General features: G+C 69.7%; 14 protein-coding genes. 7 read left to right on the top strand and 7 right to left on the bottom strand.

Annotated elements, in window-relative coordinates:
• Positions 1-3 precede the first annotated feature (3 nt).
• The 3 genes from ACAG25_RS18590 to ACAG25_RS18580 form a co-directional block, all read right to left on the bottom strand.
• Positions 4-555, bottom strand: coding sequence for a hypothetical protein (locus ACAG25_RS18590; RefSeq protein WP_370489948.1), 552 nt, complete (start codon positions 553-555; stop codon positions 4-6).
• A 23-nt stretch (positions 556-578) separates the two neighbouring features.
• Positions 579-2,102 (bottom strand): DUF4185 domain-containing protein, encoded by a 1,524-nt coding sequence (locus tag ACAG25_RS18585; RefSeq protein WP_370489947.1) that lies wholly within the window; start codon positions 2,100-2,102, stop codon positions 579-581.
• A gap of 76 nt (positions 2,103-2,178) precedes the next feature.
• Positions 2,179-3,027, bottom strand: coding sequence for an LLM class F420-dependent oxidoreductase (locus ACAG25_RS18580; protein WP_370489946.1), 849 nt, complete (start codon positions 3,025-3,027; stop codon positions 2,179-2,181).
• Positions 3,028-3,225: 198 nt separating this feature from the next.
• Here ACAG25_RS18580 and ACAG25_RS18575 point away from each other — a divergent pair, with 198 nt between their 5' ends.
• From ACAG25_RS18575 to ACAG25_RS18545, 7 genes are all read left to right on the top strand, one after another.
• Positions 3,226-4,107 (top strand): DUF5336 domain-containing protein, encoded by an 882-nt coding sequence (locus ACAG25_RS18575; RefSeq protein ID WP_370489945.1) that lies wholly within the window; start codon positions 3,226-3,228, stop codon positions 4,105-4,107.
• 60 nt (positions 4,108-4,167) lie between these two features.
• Positions 4,168-5,559, top strand: a complete 1,392-nt coding sequence (locus ACAG25_RS18570; protein ID WP_370489944.1) for a DUF6350 family protein — start codon at positions 4,168-4,170, stop codon at positions 5,557-5,559.
• 20 nt (positions 5,560-5,579) lie between these two features.
• Positions 5,580-6,209, top strand: coding sequence for a phosphoribosylglycinamide formyltransferase (gene purN / locus ACAG25_RS18565; RefSeq protein WP_370489943.1), 630 nt, complete (start codon positions 5,580-5,582; stop codon positions 6,207-6,209).
• A complete protein-coding gene (purH, locus tag ACAG25_RS18560) occupies positions 6,206-7,780 on the top strand; it encodes a bifunctional phosphoribosylaminoimidazolecarboxamide formyltransferase/IMP cyclohydrolase (protein ID WP_370489942.1) in 1,575 nt (524 codons plus the stop codon). The genes purN and purH overlap by 4 nt, the downstream gene beginning before the upstream one ends.
• 61 nt (positions 7,781-7,841) lie before the next feature.
• Entirely contained in the window at positions 7,842-9,251 is a 1,410-nt protein-coding gene (locus ACAG25_RS18555; RefSeq protein WP_370489941.1) for a toll/interleukin-1 receptor domain-containing protein, read from the top strand.
• 44 nt (positions 9,252-9,295) lie between these two features.
• A complete protein-coding gene (locus ACAG25_RS18550) occupies positions 9,296-10,687 on the top strand; it encodes a sigma 54-interacting transcriptional regulator (protein WP_370489940.1) in 1,392 nt (463 codons plus the stop codon).
• Entirely contained in the window at positions 10,680-12,653 is a 1,974-nt protein-coding gene (locus ACAG25_RS18545) for a VWA domain-containing protein (RefSeq protein WP_370489939.1), read from the top strand. The genes ACAG25_RS18550 and ACAG25_RS18545 overlap by 8 nt, the downstream gene beginning before the upstream one ends.
• Before the next feature lie 15 nt (positions 12,654-12,668).
• Here the strand turns inward: ACAG25_RS18545 and ACAG25_RS18540 are convergent, their stop codons facing one another.
• The 4 genes from ACAG25_RS18540 to ACAG25_RS18525 all read right to left on the bottom strand — a co-directional run bounded on the left by ACAG25_RS18540 (position 12,669) and on the right by ACAG25_RS18525 (position 17,257).
• Positions 12,669-13,247 (bottom strand): DUF1707 domain-containing protein, encoded by a 579-nt coding sequence (locus tag ACAG25_RS18540; protein WP_370489938.1) that lies wholly within the window; start codon positions 13,245-13,247, stop codon positions 12,669-12,671.
• A gap of 112 nt (positions 13,248-13,359) precedes the next feature.
• Positions 13,360-14,130, bottom strand: a complete 771-nt coding sequence (locus tag ACAG25_RS18535; RefSeq protein ID WP_370489937.1) for an enoyl-CoA hydratase family protein — start codon at positions 14,128-14,130, stop codon at positions 13,360-13,362.
• Complete coding sequence (locus tag ACAG25_RS18530) at positions 14,130-15,290, bottom strand: acyl-CoA dehydrogenase family protein (protein ID WP_370489936.1); 1,161 nt, start codon at positions 15,288-15,290, stop codon at positions 14,130-14,132. Before ACAG25_RS18530 ends, ACAG25_RS18535 begins: the two co-directional genes overlap by 1 nt.
• Positions 15,287-17,257, bottom strand: a complete 1,971-nt coding sequence (locus tag ACAG25_RS18525) for a biotin carboxylase N-terminal domain-containing protein (protein WP_370489935.1) — start codon at positions 17,255-17,257, stop codon at positions 15,287-15,289. Before ACAG25_RS18525 ends, ACAG25_RS18530 begins: the two co-directional genes overlap by 4 nt.

The raw sequence follows: 17,257 nt of genomic DNA, 5'->3' as shown, positions 1-17,257 counted from the left end.
ACCTCAGAACAGTCGCACCGACGTCGACGTGATCACGAAGCCGTGCGCGCCGACCTGGCAGGCGACGGTCCCGTCGTCGGTGACGGCGCAGACCGCGTCCCCTTTCTCCGCGGTCACCTTGTCTCCCGGCGGCAGTACCGGCGGCGGGTTCTGTCGATCCGCGGCGAGGTCGGGATCGTCGCGTAGTGGTTCGACCGTCGCGGACTCGCTGTGGTGCGCGCGCACCGCCCAATCACCGGGACCCTGTCCGGGCAGCGGGCCGCGGCAGCCGACATACTCGAACTCGACGTCGGGATAGGCGTTGCTACCGCAGAGCAACCCGCCGGCGGTGGAGAAGGAAAAACCCTGCACGCGCGGCACGTTGACCTGATTGAACGTTTCGATGCGTTCGGTGAATGCGGAGAGGTCGGGGAACCCGACATCCGGCGGGGCGGTGGGTGTGGACGTAGCCGACGAAGACTGTTGCGTGAGAGTGTCACTGGGGGCCTCGGGAGGCGATGAACAACCCGCCAGGCTCGTCACCGCGACCGCCCCTGCTGCTGCCACGATACCCATGACCGTCGTCGGTCCGGTCCGCATCAGTAGGCCCCCAATCCACGTGTGTCGCTGTTCTCGATCTGGACCAGTTCCGTACCGTACGGGTTCCACAGGGATATCGACGCGTCCACCGAATTCCCGCCCGACAGCGGCGACTGGAAGACGCCGTACGCACCCGGCTGCGAGGTGACCAGCTGCGGTGGCGTCCAGTTGACCCCGTCGGCCGAGGAGCTGGTGAACACGTTTCCCTTGTCGTCGTTGAACGTCAACAGTGCCTTGTTGTCGTAGAAGTGCACGTTCGGTTCGCCCACTCCGGTGTGGCCCTGTGGCGGCGCCATGATCGGCGGACTCGTGTGCGGCGACTGCCCCGGGTCGAAGGCCGTGCCGTTCCAATACTCGTAGCGTGCGGGATTCTCGATGTCGCCGACCGGTACGCGAGCGACGTGCAGGCCGTCGTTGGCCCGCCCGTCCTGGGTTCCGTACATGTACACATAGCCGTCGTCGCTCGGCGCGAAGCTCTGGACCTGGAACGGTTGGTCGTGAGCGGAAGTGTCGTTCGTCCAGACCATCGGCTTGACGGGCTCCCAGGTCCGCCCCCCGTCGGTCGACTTGTACAGCTGGGAACTTCTCGTCTGCCACGTGCCGTCGTCCCAGTTCTTCACGTTCATCACCGACGTGTACATGGTGTCGCCGTCGTTGAACGTCGAGGTCGGGATCGTCGAGATGTCTGCCGGTTGTCCGGGCAACCGACCCGGGGTGTTCGGGAAGGGATCGTGGACGACCTCGTCGACCACCCATTTGCCGTGCTCGTCCATCTTCCAGAAGATGATGTTGTTGTGCCCGCCGGTCTCTGCGCGGGGACCGGGGCCACCGCCCTCACCCATGCCCACGCCGGTGTCGCCCTGGATCGTGAAAAGACGTCCGTCCGGGGTCATGCCCATGATCGAGAGGTCGGTGTTCGGGACGCCCACACCCCCCTCGCCGGTGGTCGCGTCCCCGGAGCCGGCCACGCTCTGCAACCACTGCAGTTGCTCGCTGTTGAGACTGTCGGGATCGATGCCGCCGGGCGGCGGGTTGTTGCCGGGCAGCCGACCCGCCTCGACGGCGCGCACGCCTGCGGCCGTGGTCTGGTCCGCGGTCAGGAAGCTCTCGATGAGCTGCTGGATGATCTTGGTGTAGGTCGCGGCGATGGCCACCCACGGCGCGGTGTCGTTCGGGGGCCGCACCGATACGACGCCGGCATCGGAGACCTCGAACATCGACGCGGCGATGTCCACCCAGATCAGCAACACCGAGCGCAGGTTGGTCATCGAGGCGCCGCCGGACTGCATCGCCGCGGCCAGGGCCACCAATTTCTCGTGCCGCAGGTGTTGACGCTGCAACGCGCGGTACGCCGACGCCGAGGCCGCGTTGGCGGCCCGACCGGACCAGTTCTCGCGCAACGTGTTCAGAGCACGCACCTGCTCGCCGATCAGGACGTCCACGGTGGCCGCCTTGTCGGACAGGGCCGATCCCGCGTCGACCACGCCCTGCGGGTTCTGCGCGCGGATCATCGAGATGGACATCAGGCTCCCCGGCTGGTGTGGCTACCAGCCTATGCGGGGATCACCGGCCCTCGATGCGCCGAATTCGCGCCGCGCGTCACACCAGGGCGGACAGCTTGCCGGCCAGCCGTTCGACGTAAGCGGCGACCTCGGACTCCGATTTGTCGGGCAGGCCGAAGAGCACCTCGGTGACGCCGAGCTCGCGCCAGTGCGCGAGCTTGTCGGCGTCGGGCTTGAAGTCCAGCGCCACGATCTGGGGCGCCCCGTCCCGACCCGCCGCCGCCCAGGTGTCCTGCAGCAGTTTGACCGGCTCGTCGATCAGGAAGTCGCGCGGTGTGGTGATCCAGCCGTCGGCGGAACGCGCGATCCACTTGAAGTTCTTCTCGTTGCCCGCAGCTCCGACGAGCACCGGAATGTGCGACTGCACCGGCTTCGGCCACGCCCACGACGGTCCGAACGAGACGAACTCGCCGTCGTACTCGGCCTCCTCTTGTGTCCACAGGGCGCGCATCGCCTCGAGGTACTCGCGCAGCATGGTCCTGCGCCGACCCGGCGGAACCTTGTGATCGGCCAATTCGTCGGTGTTCCAGCCGAATCCGACACCCACCGACACCCGGCCGCCGGACAGGTGATCCAGGGTGGCGATCGTCTTGGCCAGCGAGATGGGATCGTGCTCGACGGGCAGCGCCACCGCCGTCGACAACCGGACCCGCGACGTCACCGCTGCCGCGGTGCCCAGCGACACCCAGGGGTCCAGCGTGCGCATGTAGCGGTCGTCGGGCAGGGTCTCGTCCCCGGTGGTGGGATGGGCGGCCTGCCGCTTGATCGGGATGTGGGTGTGCTCGGGGACGTAGAACGTCGTGAAGCCGTGGTCGTCGGCCAGCTTCGCAGCCGACGCCGGAGTGATCCCGCGATCCGAGGTGAACAGCACCAACCCGTAGTCCATAGCTGAATTAGAACGTGTTTCAATCCGCGGCCGCAAGGCCCCGGCGTCCGGGAGGACCCCGGGGCGACGCCCCGACGCGTGACCGCACCCGGTGGAGGTGCGCTAGCGTGGTTCATCGAACTAGAGGCGGTTCCTCGCGGATCGCAGTCGACTACGTCGTTGAAACCGATGCGGCGCCCGCACACCACAGGAGAGGTCATGTCGTTCCCACAAGGCCCGCCCGGAAGCCCCGGCTACCCGCAGTCCCAGCAGCCCACCACCCAGTTCACCGCACCGACGCAGCAGTTCGGGAAGATCCCTGACCAGGACTTCGGCGTCCCCGGCGTCAGCAAGCTGCCCACCTACCTGACCGCCACCGTCGCGGTGCTCGGTCTGTTGGTCTACCTGTCGAACTTCGCGCCGCAGTTCACCATGTCGGCGTCGGACTTCCCGTTCCTCGGTGAGGTCAGCGGCAGCTCGACCGGGCTCGGCCTGGCCATGATCGCCTCGCTGATCGCGGCGCTGCTCGCCGGGATCAGCCTGCTCCCCAAGCAGCGCAGCCTGGTCAACATCGCCGCGGTCGCCGCGGTCATCAGCTTCCTTTTGGTGATCGCCGAGATCGTCAACAAGCCCAACGAGGCCACGGTGGATTGGGGCCTCTACCTCGTGATCGCGTTCACGCTGCTGCAGGCGGCCGTCGCGGTCGTGGCACTGCTGTTCGAGACCGGCATCGTCAAGGCTCCCGTCCCGCGCCCCAAGTACGACCAGGGCCAGCAGTACGGCCAGTACCCCGGCTCCTACTACGGCCAGCAGCCGGGCCAGCTGCAGCAGCAGCGTCCCGGCTACCCGACGCCGTACACCGGCAGCAGCGGCTACCCGAGCACGGGCCCGTCGACCGGCGGCTTCTCGCCGGCACCGTCGGGCCAGCAGTCCTCGTCGCAGGCCCAGTCCGGTCCGCCGACCCCGCCCACCGGCTTCCCGACCTACGGCCAGCCGCCGTCGGGTAGCAGCCCGGGCACGCAGCAACCGTCGACGGGCAACGGCCCCGGCGCGCAACACCCGCCGTCGTCATCCTCGCAGTCGGGTCAGTCCTCGTCGTAGTCTGAGCCGCGCGTGCGCGAACGTCGCGCCGGCGAGCGTGTGCGAGGAGCGGCTCCACCTGTGAACAGTCCACCAGTCGGGACGCGTCAGGCGCGTGACCTGCTGCGGGTGGCGTTCGGACCGTCGGTGGTGGCGTTGGTCGTCATCGCCGCGGTGGTGCTGTTGCAGCTGTTGATCGCCAACAGCGACATGACCGGTGCGCTCGGTGCGATCGCGAGCATGTGGCTGGGCGTGCACCAGGTGCCGGTGTCGATCGCCGGCAGCGCCCTGGGCGTGATGCCTCTGCTGCCGGTACTGGCGATGATCTACGGCACCGCCCGCACCACTGCATCGGCGACGATCAGCTCATCGTGGTTCGTGACCCGCTGGGTGGTGGCCTCGGCGCTGGGCGGTCCGTTGCTGATCGCGGCCCTGTGCCTGGCGGTGATCCACGACGCCGCGTCGGTGCTGACCGACCTGCAGACCCCCGACGCGTTGCGCGCGTTCGGCGGGGTGCTCGTGGTGCACGCGCTCGGCGCCGCGGTCGGGGTGGGCGCTCGGCACGGTCGCCGTCTGCTGGCGGTCGGACCGCTGCCGGCCTGGCTGCCCGACGCGCTACGCGCCGCGGCCGCCGGAGTGATGACACTGCTGGGACTGTCGGGTGTGATCGTCGCAGGCTCGTTGATCGTGCACTGGTCGACCATGCACGAGCTGTTCTCGATCACCGACTCGGCGTTCGGCCAGTTCAGCCTGATGGTGCTCAGCGTGCTCTACATCCCGAACGTGATCGTCGGCGCCTCGGCGATCGCCGTGGGCTCCAGCGCGCACGTCGGGTTGGCGACGTTCAGTTCGTTCACCGTCTTCGGTGGGGAGGTGCCGGCGCTACCCGTGCTGGCCGCCGCGCCGACGCCGCCGCTGGGGCCGGTGTGGGTCGCCCTGCTCATCGTGGCGGCCGTCGCCGGCGTGGCGCTGGGCCAGCAATGCGCACGCCACCCGCTGCCGCCGCTGCAGGCCACGATGAAACTCGTGGCCGCCGCCGGCATCGCCGCCGCCACCATGGCGCTGCTCGGTTTCGCCGCCGGCGGCGAGCTGGGCAACTTCGGCGACGTCGGCGTCGACCAGGCCACCTTCGGTCCGGCGGTGTTCCTGTGGTTCGCCGGGATCGGCGGACTGACGGTGGCGATGTCGGGCGGACTGCAGCCGAGGGTGCGTCGACCACGTCCGGCCGGTCCCGAGGAGACCGTCGACGACGTCTCTGATGTCTCCGACGAGGAGGCGGATACCGAGATCATCGACGTCGACCCGGCCGCCGCGCCCGTCGACCCCGAACCCGACCCCCGCGGGACGGAGCCGGTGCCCGACGCGCCGGAACCCGGCCCGGCCGAACCGGTCGCGTTCGACCCGGAGGAGCACTTCGTCGTCGACGGGGGCGACGACGATCCTGCGGGCAACCGCACACGCGGCGGCGAGTGAGCACACATTAGGCTTCTCGCGTGCAACCCGACGTGAGAGTCCCCCCGAGCGCGCCGGCCCGGTTGGTCGTCCTGGCGTCGGGGACCGGGTCGCTTCTGAAGTCTCTGCTCGAGTCCGCGGTCGGGGACTACCCCGCGCGGGTCGTCGCCGTCGGATCCGACCGGGTGTGCCCCGCCCTCGACATCGCCGCAGCGGCGTCGATCCCCACCTTCACCGTGCGCGTCGGGGACTACCCCGACCGCGCCGCCTGGGACACCGCGATCACCGAGGCCACCGCCGCGCACCAGCCCGACCTGGTGGTGTCGGCCGGGTTCATGAAAATACTTGGCGCGGCCTTTCTTTCCCGGTTCCCGGGTCGCGTCGTCAACACCCACCCGGCGCTGCTGCCCTCGTTTCCCGGTGCGCACGCCGTGGCCGATGCACTGGCCTACGGCGTCCGCGTCACCGGCTGCACCGTGCACCTGGTCGACGGCGGCACCGACACCGGCCCCATCATCGCCCAGCGGGCCGTCCCGGTGCTCGACGGTGACGACGAGGCCACCCTGCACGAACGGATCAAGGTGATCGAGCGAGAGCTCCTCGTGGATGTCCTGGCCACGCTGGCCACCCGCGGCGTGACCTGGACAGGAAGAAAGGCGACCATAGGATGACCGCGACAGAAGGGCGCCGGCAGATTCGTCGGGCGTTGATCAGCGTCTACGACAAGACCGGCCTGGAGGCGCTCGCGCAAGGGCTGCACGACGCCGGCGTCGCCATCGTCTCCACCGGGTCCACCGCGAAAACCATTGCTGCAGCCGGTGTTCCGGTGACCCCCGTGGAGGAGGTCACCGGATTCCCCGAGGTGCTCGACGGACGGGTCAAGACGCTGCACCCGCGCGTACACGCCGGGCTGCTGGCCGATCAGCGCAAACCCGAACACGTCTCGGCGTTGAGCGAACTCGGTGTCGAGGCGTTCGAACTGGTTGTGGTGAACCTGTATCCGTTCACGCAGACCGTCAACTCCGGCGCCGACGCCGACGAATGCGTCGAGCAGATCGACATCGGCGGACCGTCGATGGTGCGCGCAGCGGCCAAGAACCACCCCAGCGTCGCCGTGGTGGTCGACCCACTGGGCTACGACGGTGTGTTGGCCGCGGTCCGGGCCGGCGGCTTCACGCTCGCTGAGCGAAAGAAGCTGGCGGCGTTGGCTTTCCGGCACACCGCCGAGTACGACGTGGCGGTCGCGTCCTGGATGGGGACGGTGCTGGCTCCCGAGGAGTCCGCCGACCCGCAGCTGCCGCCGTGGTACGGAGCGACGTTCCGCCGCGCGGCGGTCCTCCGGTACGGCGAGAACCCGCACCAGGGTGCGGCGCTCTACCGCGACGACAGCGGCTGGCCGGGGCTGGCGCATGCAGAACAGCTGCACGGCAAGGAGATGTCCTACAACAACTACACCGACGCCGACGCCGCGTGGCGTGCGGCGTTCGACCAGGACGACATCTGCGTGGCGATCATCAAGCACGCGAATCCGTGCGGCATCGCGGTGTCCTCGGTGTCGGTGGCCGATGCGCACCGCAAGGCCCACGAGTGCGACCCGCTGTCGGCGTTCGGCGGGGTGATCGCGACCAACACCGCCGTGTCCGTCGAGATGGCCGAGACCGTCGCCGACATCTTCACCGAGGTGATCGTGGCGCCGGCCTACGAACCCGGCGCCGTGGAGATCCTCACCCGAAAGAAGAACATCCGGGTGCTGGTGGCCTCCGAACCGCCGCGCGCCGGTACCGAGTTCCGTCAGGTCAGCGGCGGCCTGCTGGTGCAGCAGCGCGACGCCCTGGACGCAGCCGGCGACGACCCGAACAACTGGACGTTGGCCACGGGCAGCCCTGCCGATCCGCAGACGCTGGCCGACCTCGCGTTCGCGTGGCGCTCGTGCCGCGCGGTCAAGTCCAACGCGATCGTCGTCGTCAAGGACGGGGCAACCGTCGGCGTCGGCATGGGGCAGGTCAACCGGGTCGACGCCGCACGACTGGCCGTGGAGCGGGCCGGCGACCGCACCCGCGACGCCGTCGCGGCCTCCGATGCGTTCTTCCCGTTCCCGGACGGTCTGGAGACCCTGACCCGGGCCGGTGTCCGGGCCGTCGTGCACCCCGGTGGGTCGGTGCGCGACGACGAAGTCACCGCCGCGGCCGAGGCCGCCGGGATCACGCTGTACCTGACCGGGGCGCGCCACTTCGCGCACTGAAACGCGCTCCGGGGTGCAGGATTGACCGCATCGGTCTGTCCTGGCGAACGGAGCCCCCAACGTGGCCGTATTCATCAGTTACTCGAGCCGCGACGCAGAGATCGTCGGCCAACTGGCCGGTGCGTTGCGCCGCGGTCGCCACGATCTGTGGATGGACGACGAGCTCAGCGGCGGCGATGCGTGGTGGCGCGCCATCCTGAGCCGGATCCGGACCTGCGACGTGTTCCTGGCCGCGCTGTCGCAGAACATGCTGGCGTCGAAGGCGTGCCAGGCCGAGATGCGTTATGCGCTGGCGCTGGGCAAACCGATCCTGCCGGTGCTGGTCGGACCGCTCGACAGCATGAGGACCAACCCGCTGGCCGGGATGCAGGTGATCGACTTCCGCGACCGCAGCATCGAGGCCTGGATGGAGCTCGACGAAGCGGTGCGTGCCACGCAGGCCTCCGCGCCGCCGCTGCCCGATCCGCTGCCCGCCGAGCCGCCCATGCCGTTCGGCTACCTGATGCGACTGGGCGGCCAGATCAGTGGCGGGGCGCTGACCCCTCAGGAACAGACGGTGATCCTCGCGGAACTGCACGCGGCGCTGCGCGACGACGGCGACGACGCGGGCGCCCGTCGAGACATCTGCGCGCTGCTGACCCAACTGCGCGACCGACCCGACGTCACCTACCGGACCCGCACCGAAGTCGACGAGCTGCTGGCGCAGACGGACCCCGTCCCGTCGGCGATACCGGCGGCGCAGGCCGGCCCGCCGCGCCGGCCCCGACGAACGGTCATCGTCGGGGCAGTGGCGGCCGCGGTCGTCGTCGCCGTGGTCGCGGTCGTTGCGGCGGTGACGCTTTCGGGCTCGCCGGGCGATACCGACGTGGCCGCTGCCGGCGGGCAGCCCCCGGCGGCCGTACCGGCACCGGGTGCGCCGGCCGGCCAGACGGCCCCGCAGACGGTGACCGTCGGCGCCGCGTGCGCGGCCACCGACGTGCCACCGGTGGTCGTGCCGACCGACGCCCACGAGCCGATCCTGCAGATGCCCCAGCCAGCCGGCTGGGAGCGCAACACCTGGATGGAGTCCGACGGCATCTTCCGGTTCGCGCTCTACAACAACGCGCTGATGGTCGACGGCGTCGCCGCCAGCGCGCTGGTGACGCTCGACGAGGAGCGCGGACGCACCGACGCCGACAGCATCTTCCTGCTCAAGCGAGGTGCCCTGTCGGCGATCGGCGCCACCGACGTGACCGCCGAGAAACACACCGTGTGCGGGTTGCCGGCCGAGACGGTCCGCTACACCACCGGAGAGATCGCGGGCCTGGCACCGCATCCGGCGACCCTGCTGCTCGTCGTGCTGCAGACCGCCGACCGGACGTACACCGCGTCGCTGACCGTCGAGTCGGCCGACCCGCAGAACCCGCAGTTCCGCAGCGACATGGACGCGATGATCGGCGGCTTCCAGTTGTTGCCGCGCAGTGACAGTTGATGCTTCCTCGACCCCTTCCCGGTGCGGCGTCGTAGCGTGGAGTCGTGACTTCACCTAACGACCTGCCTCGGACCGTCGGCGAACTGAGGGCTTCGGGACATCAGGAACGCAGCGTCAAGGCCGAGATCCGGGAGAACCTGCTCGCCGGTCTGCGCTCGGGTGCCGGCGCCGAGCAGCTGTGGCCCGGAATCCTCGGCTTCGAGGAGACCGTCATCCCCCAACTCGAACGCGCGCTGATCGCCGGACACGACATCGTGCTGCTCGGAGAGCGCGGACAGGGCAAGACCCGGCTGCTGCGCGCCCTCAGCGGACTGCTCGACGAGTGGACCCCGGTGATCGCCGGCGCCGAACTGGCCGAGCACCCGTACAGTCCCATCACCCCCGAATCCATCCGCCGGGCCGCGGACTCCGGCGACGACCTGCCGATCACGTGGCGCCACCGCAGCGACCGCTACACCGAGAAGCTGGCCACCCCCGACACCAGCGTCGCGGACCTGGTCGGCGACATCGACCCGATCAAGGTCGCGGAGGGCCGCAGCCTCGGCGATCCCGAGACCATCGCCTACGGGCTCATCCCGCGGGCGCACCGCGGCATCGTCGCGGTCAACGAGCTGCCCGACCTCGCCGAGCGCATCCAGGTCGCGATGCTCAACGTGATGGAGGAACGCGACATCCAGGTCCGCGGCTACACGCTGCGCCTGCCCCTAGACGTGCTGGTGGTGGCCAGCGCCAACCCGGAGGACTACACCAACCGCGGACGGATCATCACCCCGTTGAAGGACCGCTTCGGCGCCGAGATCCGCACCCACTATCCGCTCGAACTCGACGCCGAGGTCGGTGTCATCCAGCAGGAAGCGCACCTGGCCGCCGAGGTCCCGGTCTACCTGCTGCAGGTGCTCGCCCGGTTCGCGCGCAGCCTGCGCGAATCCACCTCGATCGACCAGCGGTCGGGGGTGTCGGCGCGCTTCGCGATCGCAGCCGCCGAGACCGTCGCCGCATCCGCGCGGCACCGCGCGGCGATCCTCGGTGAGGACGAGCCGGTGGCCCGCGTCGTTGACCTGGCCACCGTGATCGACGTGCTGCGCGGCAAGCTGGAGTTCGAATCCGGCGAGGAAGGCCGCGAACAGGCGGTGCTCGAGCATCTGCTGCGGCGTGCGACCGCCGAGACCGCGCAGCGTCTGCTCGGGGGTATCGACGTCGGCCCGATCGTCACCGCGGTCGAGAACGGGTCGCCGGTGACCACCGGCGAGCGGGTGTCGGCACGCGAGGTGCTCGCCGCGCTGCCCGAGGTGCCGGCCGTCGCCGAGATCCAGCGCCGCCTCGAGGCGACCTCGGAGGGGCAACGCGCCGCGGCTGTCGAGTTGGCCCTGGAGGCGTTGTACCTGGCCAAGCGCATCGACAAGGTGACGGGGGAGGGCGAGACGGTCTATGGCTAAACAAGCGCGGTACTCGCGCTATACCGGGGGACCCGATCCGTTGGCCCCGCCGGTGGACCTGCGCGAGGCGCTGGAGGCCATCGGCCAGGACGTCATGGAGGGCACTTCGCCGCGCCGTGCGCTTTCCGAACTGCTGCGCCGCGGATCGAAGAACATGCGCGGCGCCGACAAGCTGGCCGCCGAGGCGAACCGCCGCCGTCGGGAGTTGTTGCAGCGCAACAACCTCGACGGCACCCTCGCCGACATCAAGAAGTTGCTCGACGAGGCCGTCCTCGCCGAGCGCAAGGAACTGGCCCGCGCGCTCGACGACGACGCCCGGTTCGGTGAACTGCAGCTCGATTCGTTGTCCCCGTCGCCGGCCAAAGCCGTCCAGGAGCTCTCCGAATACCAGTGGCGCTCGCCCGAAGCCCGCCAGAAGTACGAGCAGATCAAGGACCTGATGGGCCGCGAGATGCTCGACCAGCGCTTCGCCGGGATGAAGGAGGCGTTGGAGAACGCCACCGACGAGGACCGGCAGCGCGTCAACGACATGCTCGACGACCTCAACGACCTGCTGGACAAGCACGCCCAGGGCCAGGACACCCAGCAGGACTTCGAGAACTTCATGGCCAAACACGGCGAGTTCTTCCCGGAGAATCCGCGCGACATCGACGAGCTGCTCGATTCGCTGGCCAAGCGCGCCGCCGCGGCGCAGCGCTTCCGCAACAGCCTGACCGAGCAACAGCGTGCCGAGCTGGATGCGCTGGCGCAGCAGGCATTCGGCTCGCCGTCGCTGATGAACGCGCTCAACCGGCTCGACTCGCATCTGCAGGCGGCGCGGCCGGGGGAGGACTGGGACGGCTCGCAACGGTTCTCCGGTGACGATCCGCTGGGCATGGGCGAGGGTGCGCAGGCGCTGTCGGACATCGCCGAACTCGAAGAGCTCGCCGAACAGCTGTCGCAGAGCTACGCCGGCGCCAGCATGGACGACGTCGACCTGGACATGCTGGCCCGCCAGCTCGGCGAGGAGGCGGCCATCGACGCGCGCACGCTGTCCGAGCTGGAGCGGGCGTTGATGAACGAGGGCTTCCTGGACCGCGGCGCCGACGGGCAGTGGCGGTTGTCACCCAAAGCGATGCGCCAACTCGGCCAGGCCGTGTTACGGGATGTGGCGCAACAGCTTTCGGGCCGCCACGGGGAACGCGACACCCGTCGCGCCGGTGCGGCCGGCGAGTTGACCGGAGCGACGCGGCCCTGGCAGTTCGGCGACACCGAACCGTGGAGCGTCACCCGCACCTTGACGAACGCGGTGCTGCGCGAAGCCGGCACCGGTCAGGCGACGCCGCCGCTGAAGATCACCGTCGACGACGTCGAGATCGCCGAGACCGAGACGCGCACCCAGGCGGCGGTGGCGCTGCTGGTGGACACGTCGTTCTCGATGGTGATGGAGAACCGGTGGTTGCCGATGAAGCGGACGGCCCTGGCGCTGAGCCACCTGGTCAGCACCCGCTTCCGATCCGACGATCTGCAGATCGTCGCGTTCGGGCGCTACGCGCGCACCGTGACCCCCGCCGAGCTGACGGGCCTGGAGGGGGTCTACGAGCAGGGCACCAACCTGCACCATGCGCTGGCGTTGGCGGCCCGCCACCTGCGTCGTCACCCGAATGCGCAGCCGGTGGTGCTGATCGTCACCGACGGCGAGCCGACGGCGCATCTGGAGGACTTCGACCGCAACGGCAGTCCTGCGGTCTTCTTCGACTACCCGCCGCATCCGCGGACCATCGCCCACACCGTGCGGGGGTTCGACGAGATCGCCCGGATGGGGGCGCAGGTCACCATCTTCCGGCTGGGCAGCGACCCGGGCCTGGCGCGGTTCATCGACCAGGTGGCGCGGCGGGTCGGGGGCCGGGTGGTCGTGCCCGATCTCGATGGGCTGGGTGCGGCGGTCGTCGGCGACTACCTCGGCGCCAAGCGGCGCCGTCGCTGACGGCGCCGGCGTCGCTCAGGAGCCCTTGCGCTTCTTGCGTTTGACCTTGACGCTGCCCCACAGGGAGAAGCCCGAGATCCGCACACACGGTGCGCCGGGCGATCCGTCTTCGTCGACGTCGTGATCGAAGGTGCCCATGACGGCTTTGCCGTGCACGTCGAGGTTGACTTCCGGCGGCACCAGGATGGTCTGCCCGCCCATGATCGAGTAGGAGCGGATCTCGACGTCGTGTGCGGTGAAGTCGGCGTAGCGCAGGTCGACGACCCCGCCGCCCCACAGCGCGAACGTGGTGAGCTTCTTCGGGATGTTCCAGCGGCCGCGGCGCTCGAACCCGCTGAAGATCGCCAGCAGCAGACTCGACGGGGCGGGCCGGCAGGGTCCGCTGCGACCGCGTGTCACCGCGCCGGGCAGGTCGGCCGACAGCCGGTCCAGCTCGTCGTGGGTTTCGGCGGCGTAGGCCCTGGTCAGGCGTTGCTCGTACTCGGTGACGCCGAGTTTTCCGGACGCTGCTGCGTCGGTGAGCAACTGTGCCACCTGGATCCGATCGGTGTCGGCAGCACGCATCGACCCGTTCCTCGAGGCGGGCGTGCTCATGATGACCCTCTCCTCATCAACAGCTCCTCGCCGGGTACACACGCGCACACATCGACTACGAGCCTACGACCTACGGCAATTCGTGCAAGAGGGTTCACCAAACTGTAAGCGCTCAGACGGCCCAGCGCGGCGGCCTTTTCTCGAGGAACGAAAGCATGCCCTCGCGGGCCTCGTCGGAGCCGAACAGCTCTGCCGACTCGCGCGTCAATTTCTCTGCACTGCGGTCGAACTCGGCGAGGATGGCTGCGGTGGTCAGCGCCTTCGACGCGGCCAGGCCCTGCGGCGATCCCTTCCGGATGTTCGCGACCAGATCGCCGACGGTGGCGCTCACATCATCGGCGGCCACGGTGACCAGGCCGATCTCGGCGGCGACGGCCGCGCCGAACTTCTCCCCGGTCAGGAAGAACCGGGCCGCGGCGCGCGCGGTCAGCTTCGGGAGCAACGTCAGCGAAATGATGGACGGGGCCACCCCGATGCGCGCCTCGGTCAGGGCGAAGGTGCTCGCCGGGCCTGCGACGGCGAGGTCGCACGCTCCGACCAGACCCAGGCCGCCCGCCCGCACGTGCCCGTCGACCGCGGCGATCACGGGCAGCGGTGACTCCAGGATGCGGCGTAGCAGGCGGGTCATCTCGCGCGCCCGCATCACGGCGGTGTCGCCGACGTCCGCACCGGCGGTCTCGCCGAGATCGGCGCCCGCGCAGAACGTCGACCCGGTGTGCCCGAGCACCACGACCCGCACATCCGGGTCGGCCCCGGCCTGGCTCAGGCCGTCGTGCAATTGCTCGACCAGCACCGTGGACAGGGCATTGCGGTTGGCCGGGGAGTCCAGCGTCAACCAGGCGGCGCCGTCGGCGGCCCGGTAGTCGACCAGAGACGTCGTCATCAGTACGACCGCGGCAGGCCCAGCGACGTCTGGGCGACGAAGTTCAGGATCATCTCCCGGCTCACCGGCGCGATCCGGGCCAGGCGCGAGGCTGTGAGCACCGAGGCGATGCCGTACTCCTTGGTCAGCCCGTTGCCGCCGAGGCACTGCACGGCCTGGTCGACCGCGCGCACCGACGCCTCGCCGGCGGCGTACTTGGCCATGTTCGCGGCCTCGGCGGCACCGGCGTCGTCGCCGCCGTCGTACAGCGCGGCGGCCTTCTGCATCATCAGCTTGGCCAGCTCGATCTCGATGTGGTTCTGCGCCAACGGGTGTGACAGACCCTGGTGTGCGCCGATGGGGGTCTTCCACACCTGGCGGGTCTTGACGTAGTCGACGGCCTTGCCGATGGCGAAGCGGCCCATGCCGACCGCGCTGGCCGCCCCCATGATGCGCTCGGGGTTCAGGCCGGCGAACAACTGGGCGATGGCGGCGTCCTCCGAACCGACCAGCGCGTCTCCCGGCAGCCGCACCTCGTCGAGGAACAGTTGGAACTGGAACTCCGGGCTGAGGATCTCCATGTCGATCTTCGTCCAGCTCAGCCCGGGGGTGTCGGTCGGCACGATGAACAACGCCGGTTTGAGGTTGCCGGTCTTGTGGTCTTCCGTCCGGCCCACCACGAGCACCGCCTGCGCCTGGTCCACTCCGGAGATGTAGACCTTCTGGCCGGACAGGATCCAGTCGCCGCCGTCGCGGCGCGCGGTGGTGGTGATCCGATGGGAGTTGGACCCGGCGTCGGGTTCGGTGATCGCGAAGGCCATGGTGACCGAACCGTCGGCGATGCCGGGCAGCCAGCGCTGCTTCTGCTCCTCGGTGCCGAACTTGGTGATGATGGTGCCGTTGATCGCGGGGGAGACCACCATCATCAGCAGGGCCGACCCGGCTGCGGCCATCTCCTCCATCACCAGGCTGAGCTCGTACATGCCGGCGCCGCCGCCACCGTACTGCTCCGGGATGTTGACGCCGATGAATCCGAGTTTGCCTGCCGCCGACCACAGTTCGTCGGTGTGCCGGCCGGCGCGCGCCTTCTCCAGGTAGTAGTCCTGGCCGAAGTCGGCGGCCATGGCGGCCACCGCCGCGCGCAGCGCCTGCTGTTCCTCGGTTTCGACGAAACCGCTCATGCCTGCTCTCCTTCGGGTTGTTCGACGAGTGCCAGCACCGCGCCGAGTTCGACCTGGTGGCCCGCTTCGACGTTGAGTTCGGTCAGCACTCCGTCGCTCGGCGCGGCGATCGTGTGTTCCATCTTCATCGCCTCCAGCCAGACCAGCGGTTGTCCGGCCCGGACGCGGTCTCCGACCGCGGCGCCGACCCGCAGCACCGTGCCGGGCATCGGTGCGAGCAGGGAACCATGGGCGAGCGCGTCGGCGGGATCGTCGAACCGCGGCAACGCGACGAAGTGCACACCGCCGCAGGACGAGTCGACGAAGACGTCCTCGTCGTATCGGGCGACGTCGTAGGTCCGGTCCACCCCGTCGACGCTGAGCACGACCCGGTCCGGTGTCGCGGCCATCACCGTGACGTCTTCGCGGTCGGCGAACGAGACACCGTCTCGGCCGGCCCGGTACCGCACCTCGTGGGTGGTGCCGGCCGCATCGCGATAACGCTTGTGCTGGTAGCCCGACGGCAGGTTGCGCCATCCGCCGGGGAGTCCGGCCAGAACGGTTGCGGTGGCCCGGTTGTGCGCGGCATCGGCCATCGCCGCGGCGACCGCGGACAGTGCGACGGCGGTGGAATCCGCTGTGGGAGCGGATAACACGGACAGATCGTGGCGGTCCAGGAATGCGGTGTCGGTGGCACCGTCGAGGAAGGCCGGATGCCGCAACACGTTGACCAGGAGGTCGCGGTTGGTGCGCACACCGTGAATCTTGGATCGGGTCAGCGCGTCGGCCAGCAGCATCGCTGCCTGTGCGCGCGTGGGCGCCACCGAGATCACCTTCGCGATCATCGGGTCGTAGAAGATCGAGATCTGCGAACCGTCGCCCACCCCGGCGTCGAGTCGTAGCCCCGATCGGTCGACGAGTCCGAACTGCGCCGTCACACCGGGCACGGCGAGGCGGTGCAGCAGGCCCGGCTGCGGCTGCCACTGCCGGGCCGGGTCCTCGGCGTAGAGGCGGGCCTCGATCGAATGGCCCAGCGATGGAGGCGGTTCGGGATCCAGCCGGGCGCCGTCGGCGACGGCGATCTGCCACTCGACCAGGTCGAGGCCGGTGGTCAATTCAGTGACCGGGTGTTCGACCTGCAGACGCGTGTTCATCTCGAGGAAATAGAAGGAGCCGTCGTCGGCGGCCAGGAACTCCACCGTGCCCGCACCGGTGTAGCCGATGGCCGAAGCGGCCTGCCGGGCGGCGTCGAACAGCCGCTCGCGCATGCCCGGATGTCGCTGCACCAGAGGCGACGGCGCCTCTTCGATGATCTTCTGATGGCGGCGCTGGATCGAGCATTCGCGTTCACCGACCGCCCACACGGTGCCGTGCCCGTCGGCGAGCACCTGCACCTCGACGTGGTGCCCGGTCTCCAGATAGCGCTCGCAGAACACCGTCGGGTCCCCGAACGCCGACTGCGCTTCCCGGCCCGCCGCGGCCACCTGCCCCGACAGGTCGGCGAGGTCGCGCACCACCCGCATACCGCGTCCACCGCCCCCGGCCGACGCCTTGACCAGCACCGGCAACTCGGCGGCGGTCACGGTCTCGGGATCCAGTTCGTCGAGGACCGGGACGCCGGCGGCGCCCATCAACTTCTTGGCTTCGATCTTGGATCCCATCGCCTGCACAGCCGTGGGCGGCGGACCGATCCACGTCAACCCCGCCGCTGTCACCGCGGCGGCGAAATCGGCGTTCTCCGAGAGGAATCCGTAGCCCGGATGAACCGCGTCAGCCCCGGCGGCCCGCGCGGCGGCCAGCAGCTGGTCGACGTCGAGGTACCCGCGGGTGCCCTGCAGCCGGACGCGGGCATCGGCCTCGGCGACGTGCGGGGCCTCGGCGTCGGGATCGGTGTACACCGCGACCGTCCCGATACCGAGGCGCCGGCAGGTGGCGAACACCCGCCGTGCGATCTCGCCGCGGTTGGCTACCAGCACCCGGGTGATCAT

The organism is Mycobacterium sp. pV006, assembly GCF_041287115.1.
In the GTDB taxonomy this organism is placed as follows: domain Bacteria; phylum Actinomycetota; class Actinomycetes; order Mycobacteriales; family Mycobacteriaceae; genus Mycobacterium.
Note: the sequence above shows the minus strand (reverse complement) of the source record. Positions and strands in the feature narration are given on the sequence as shown.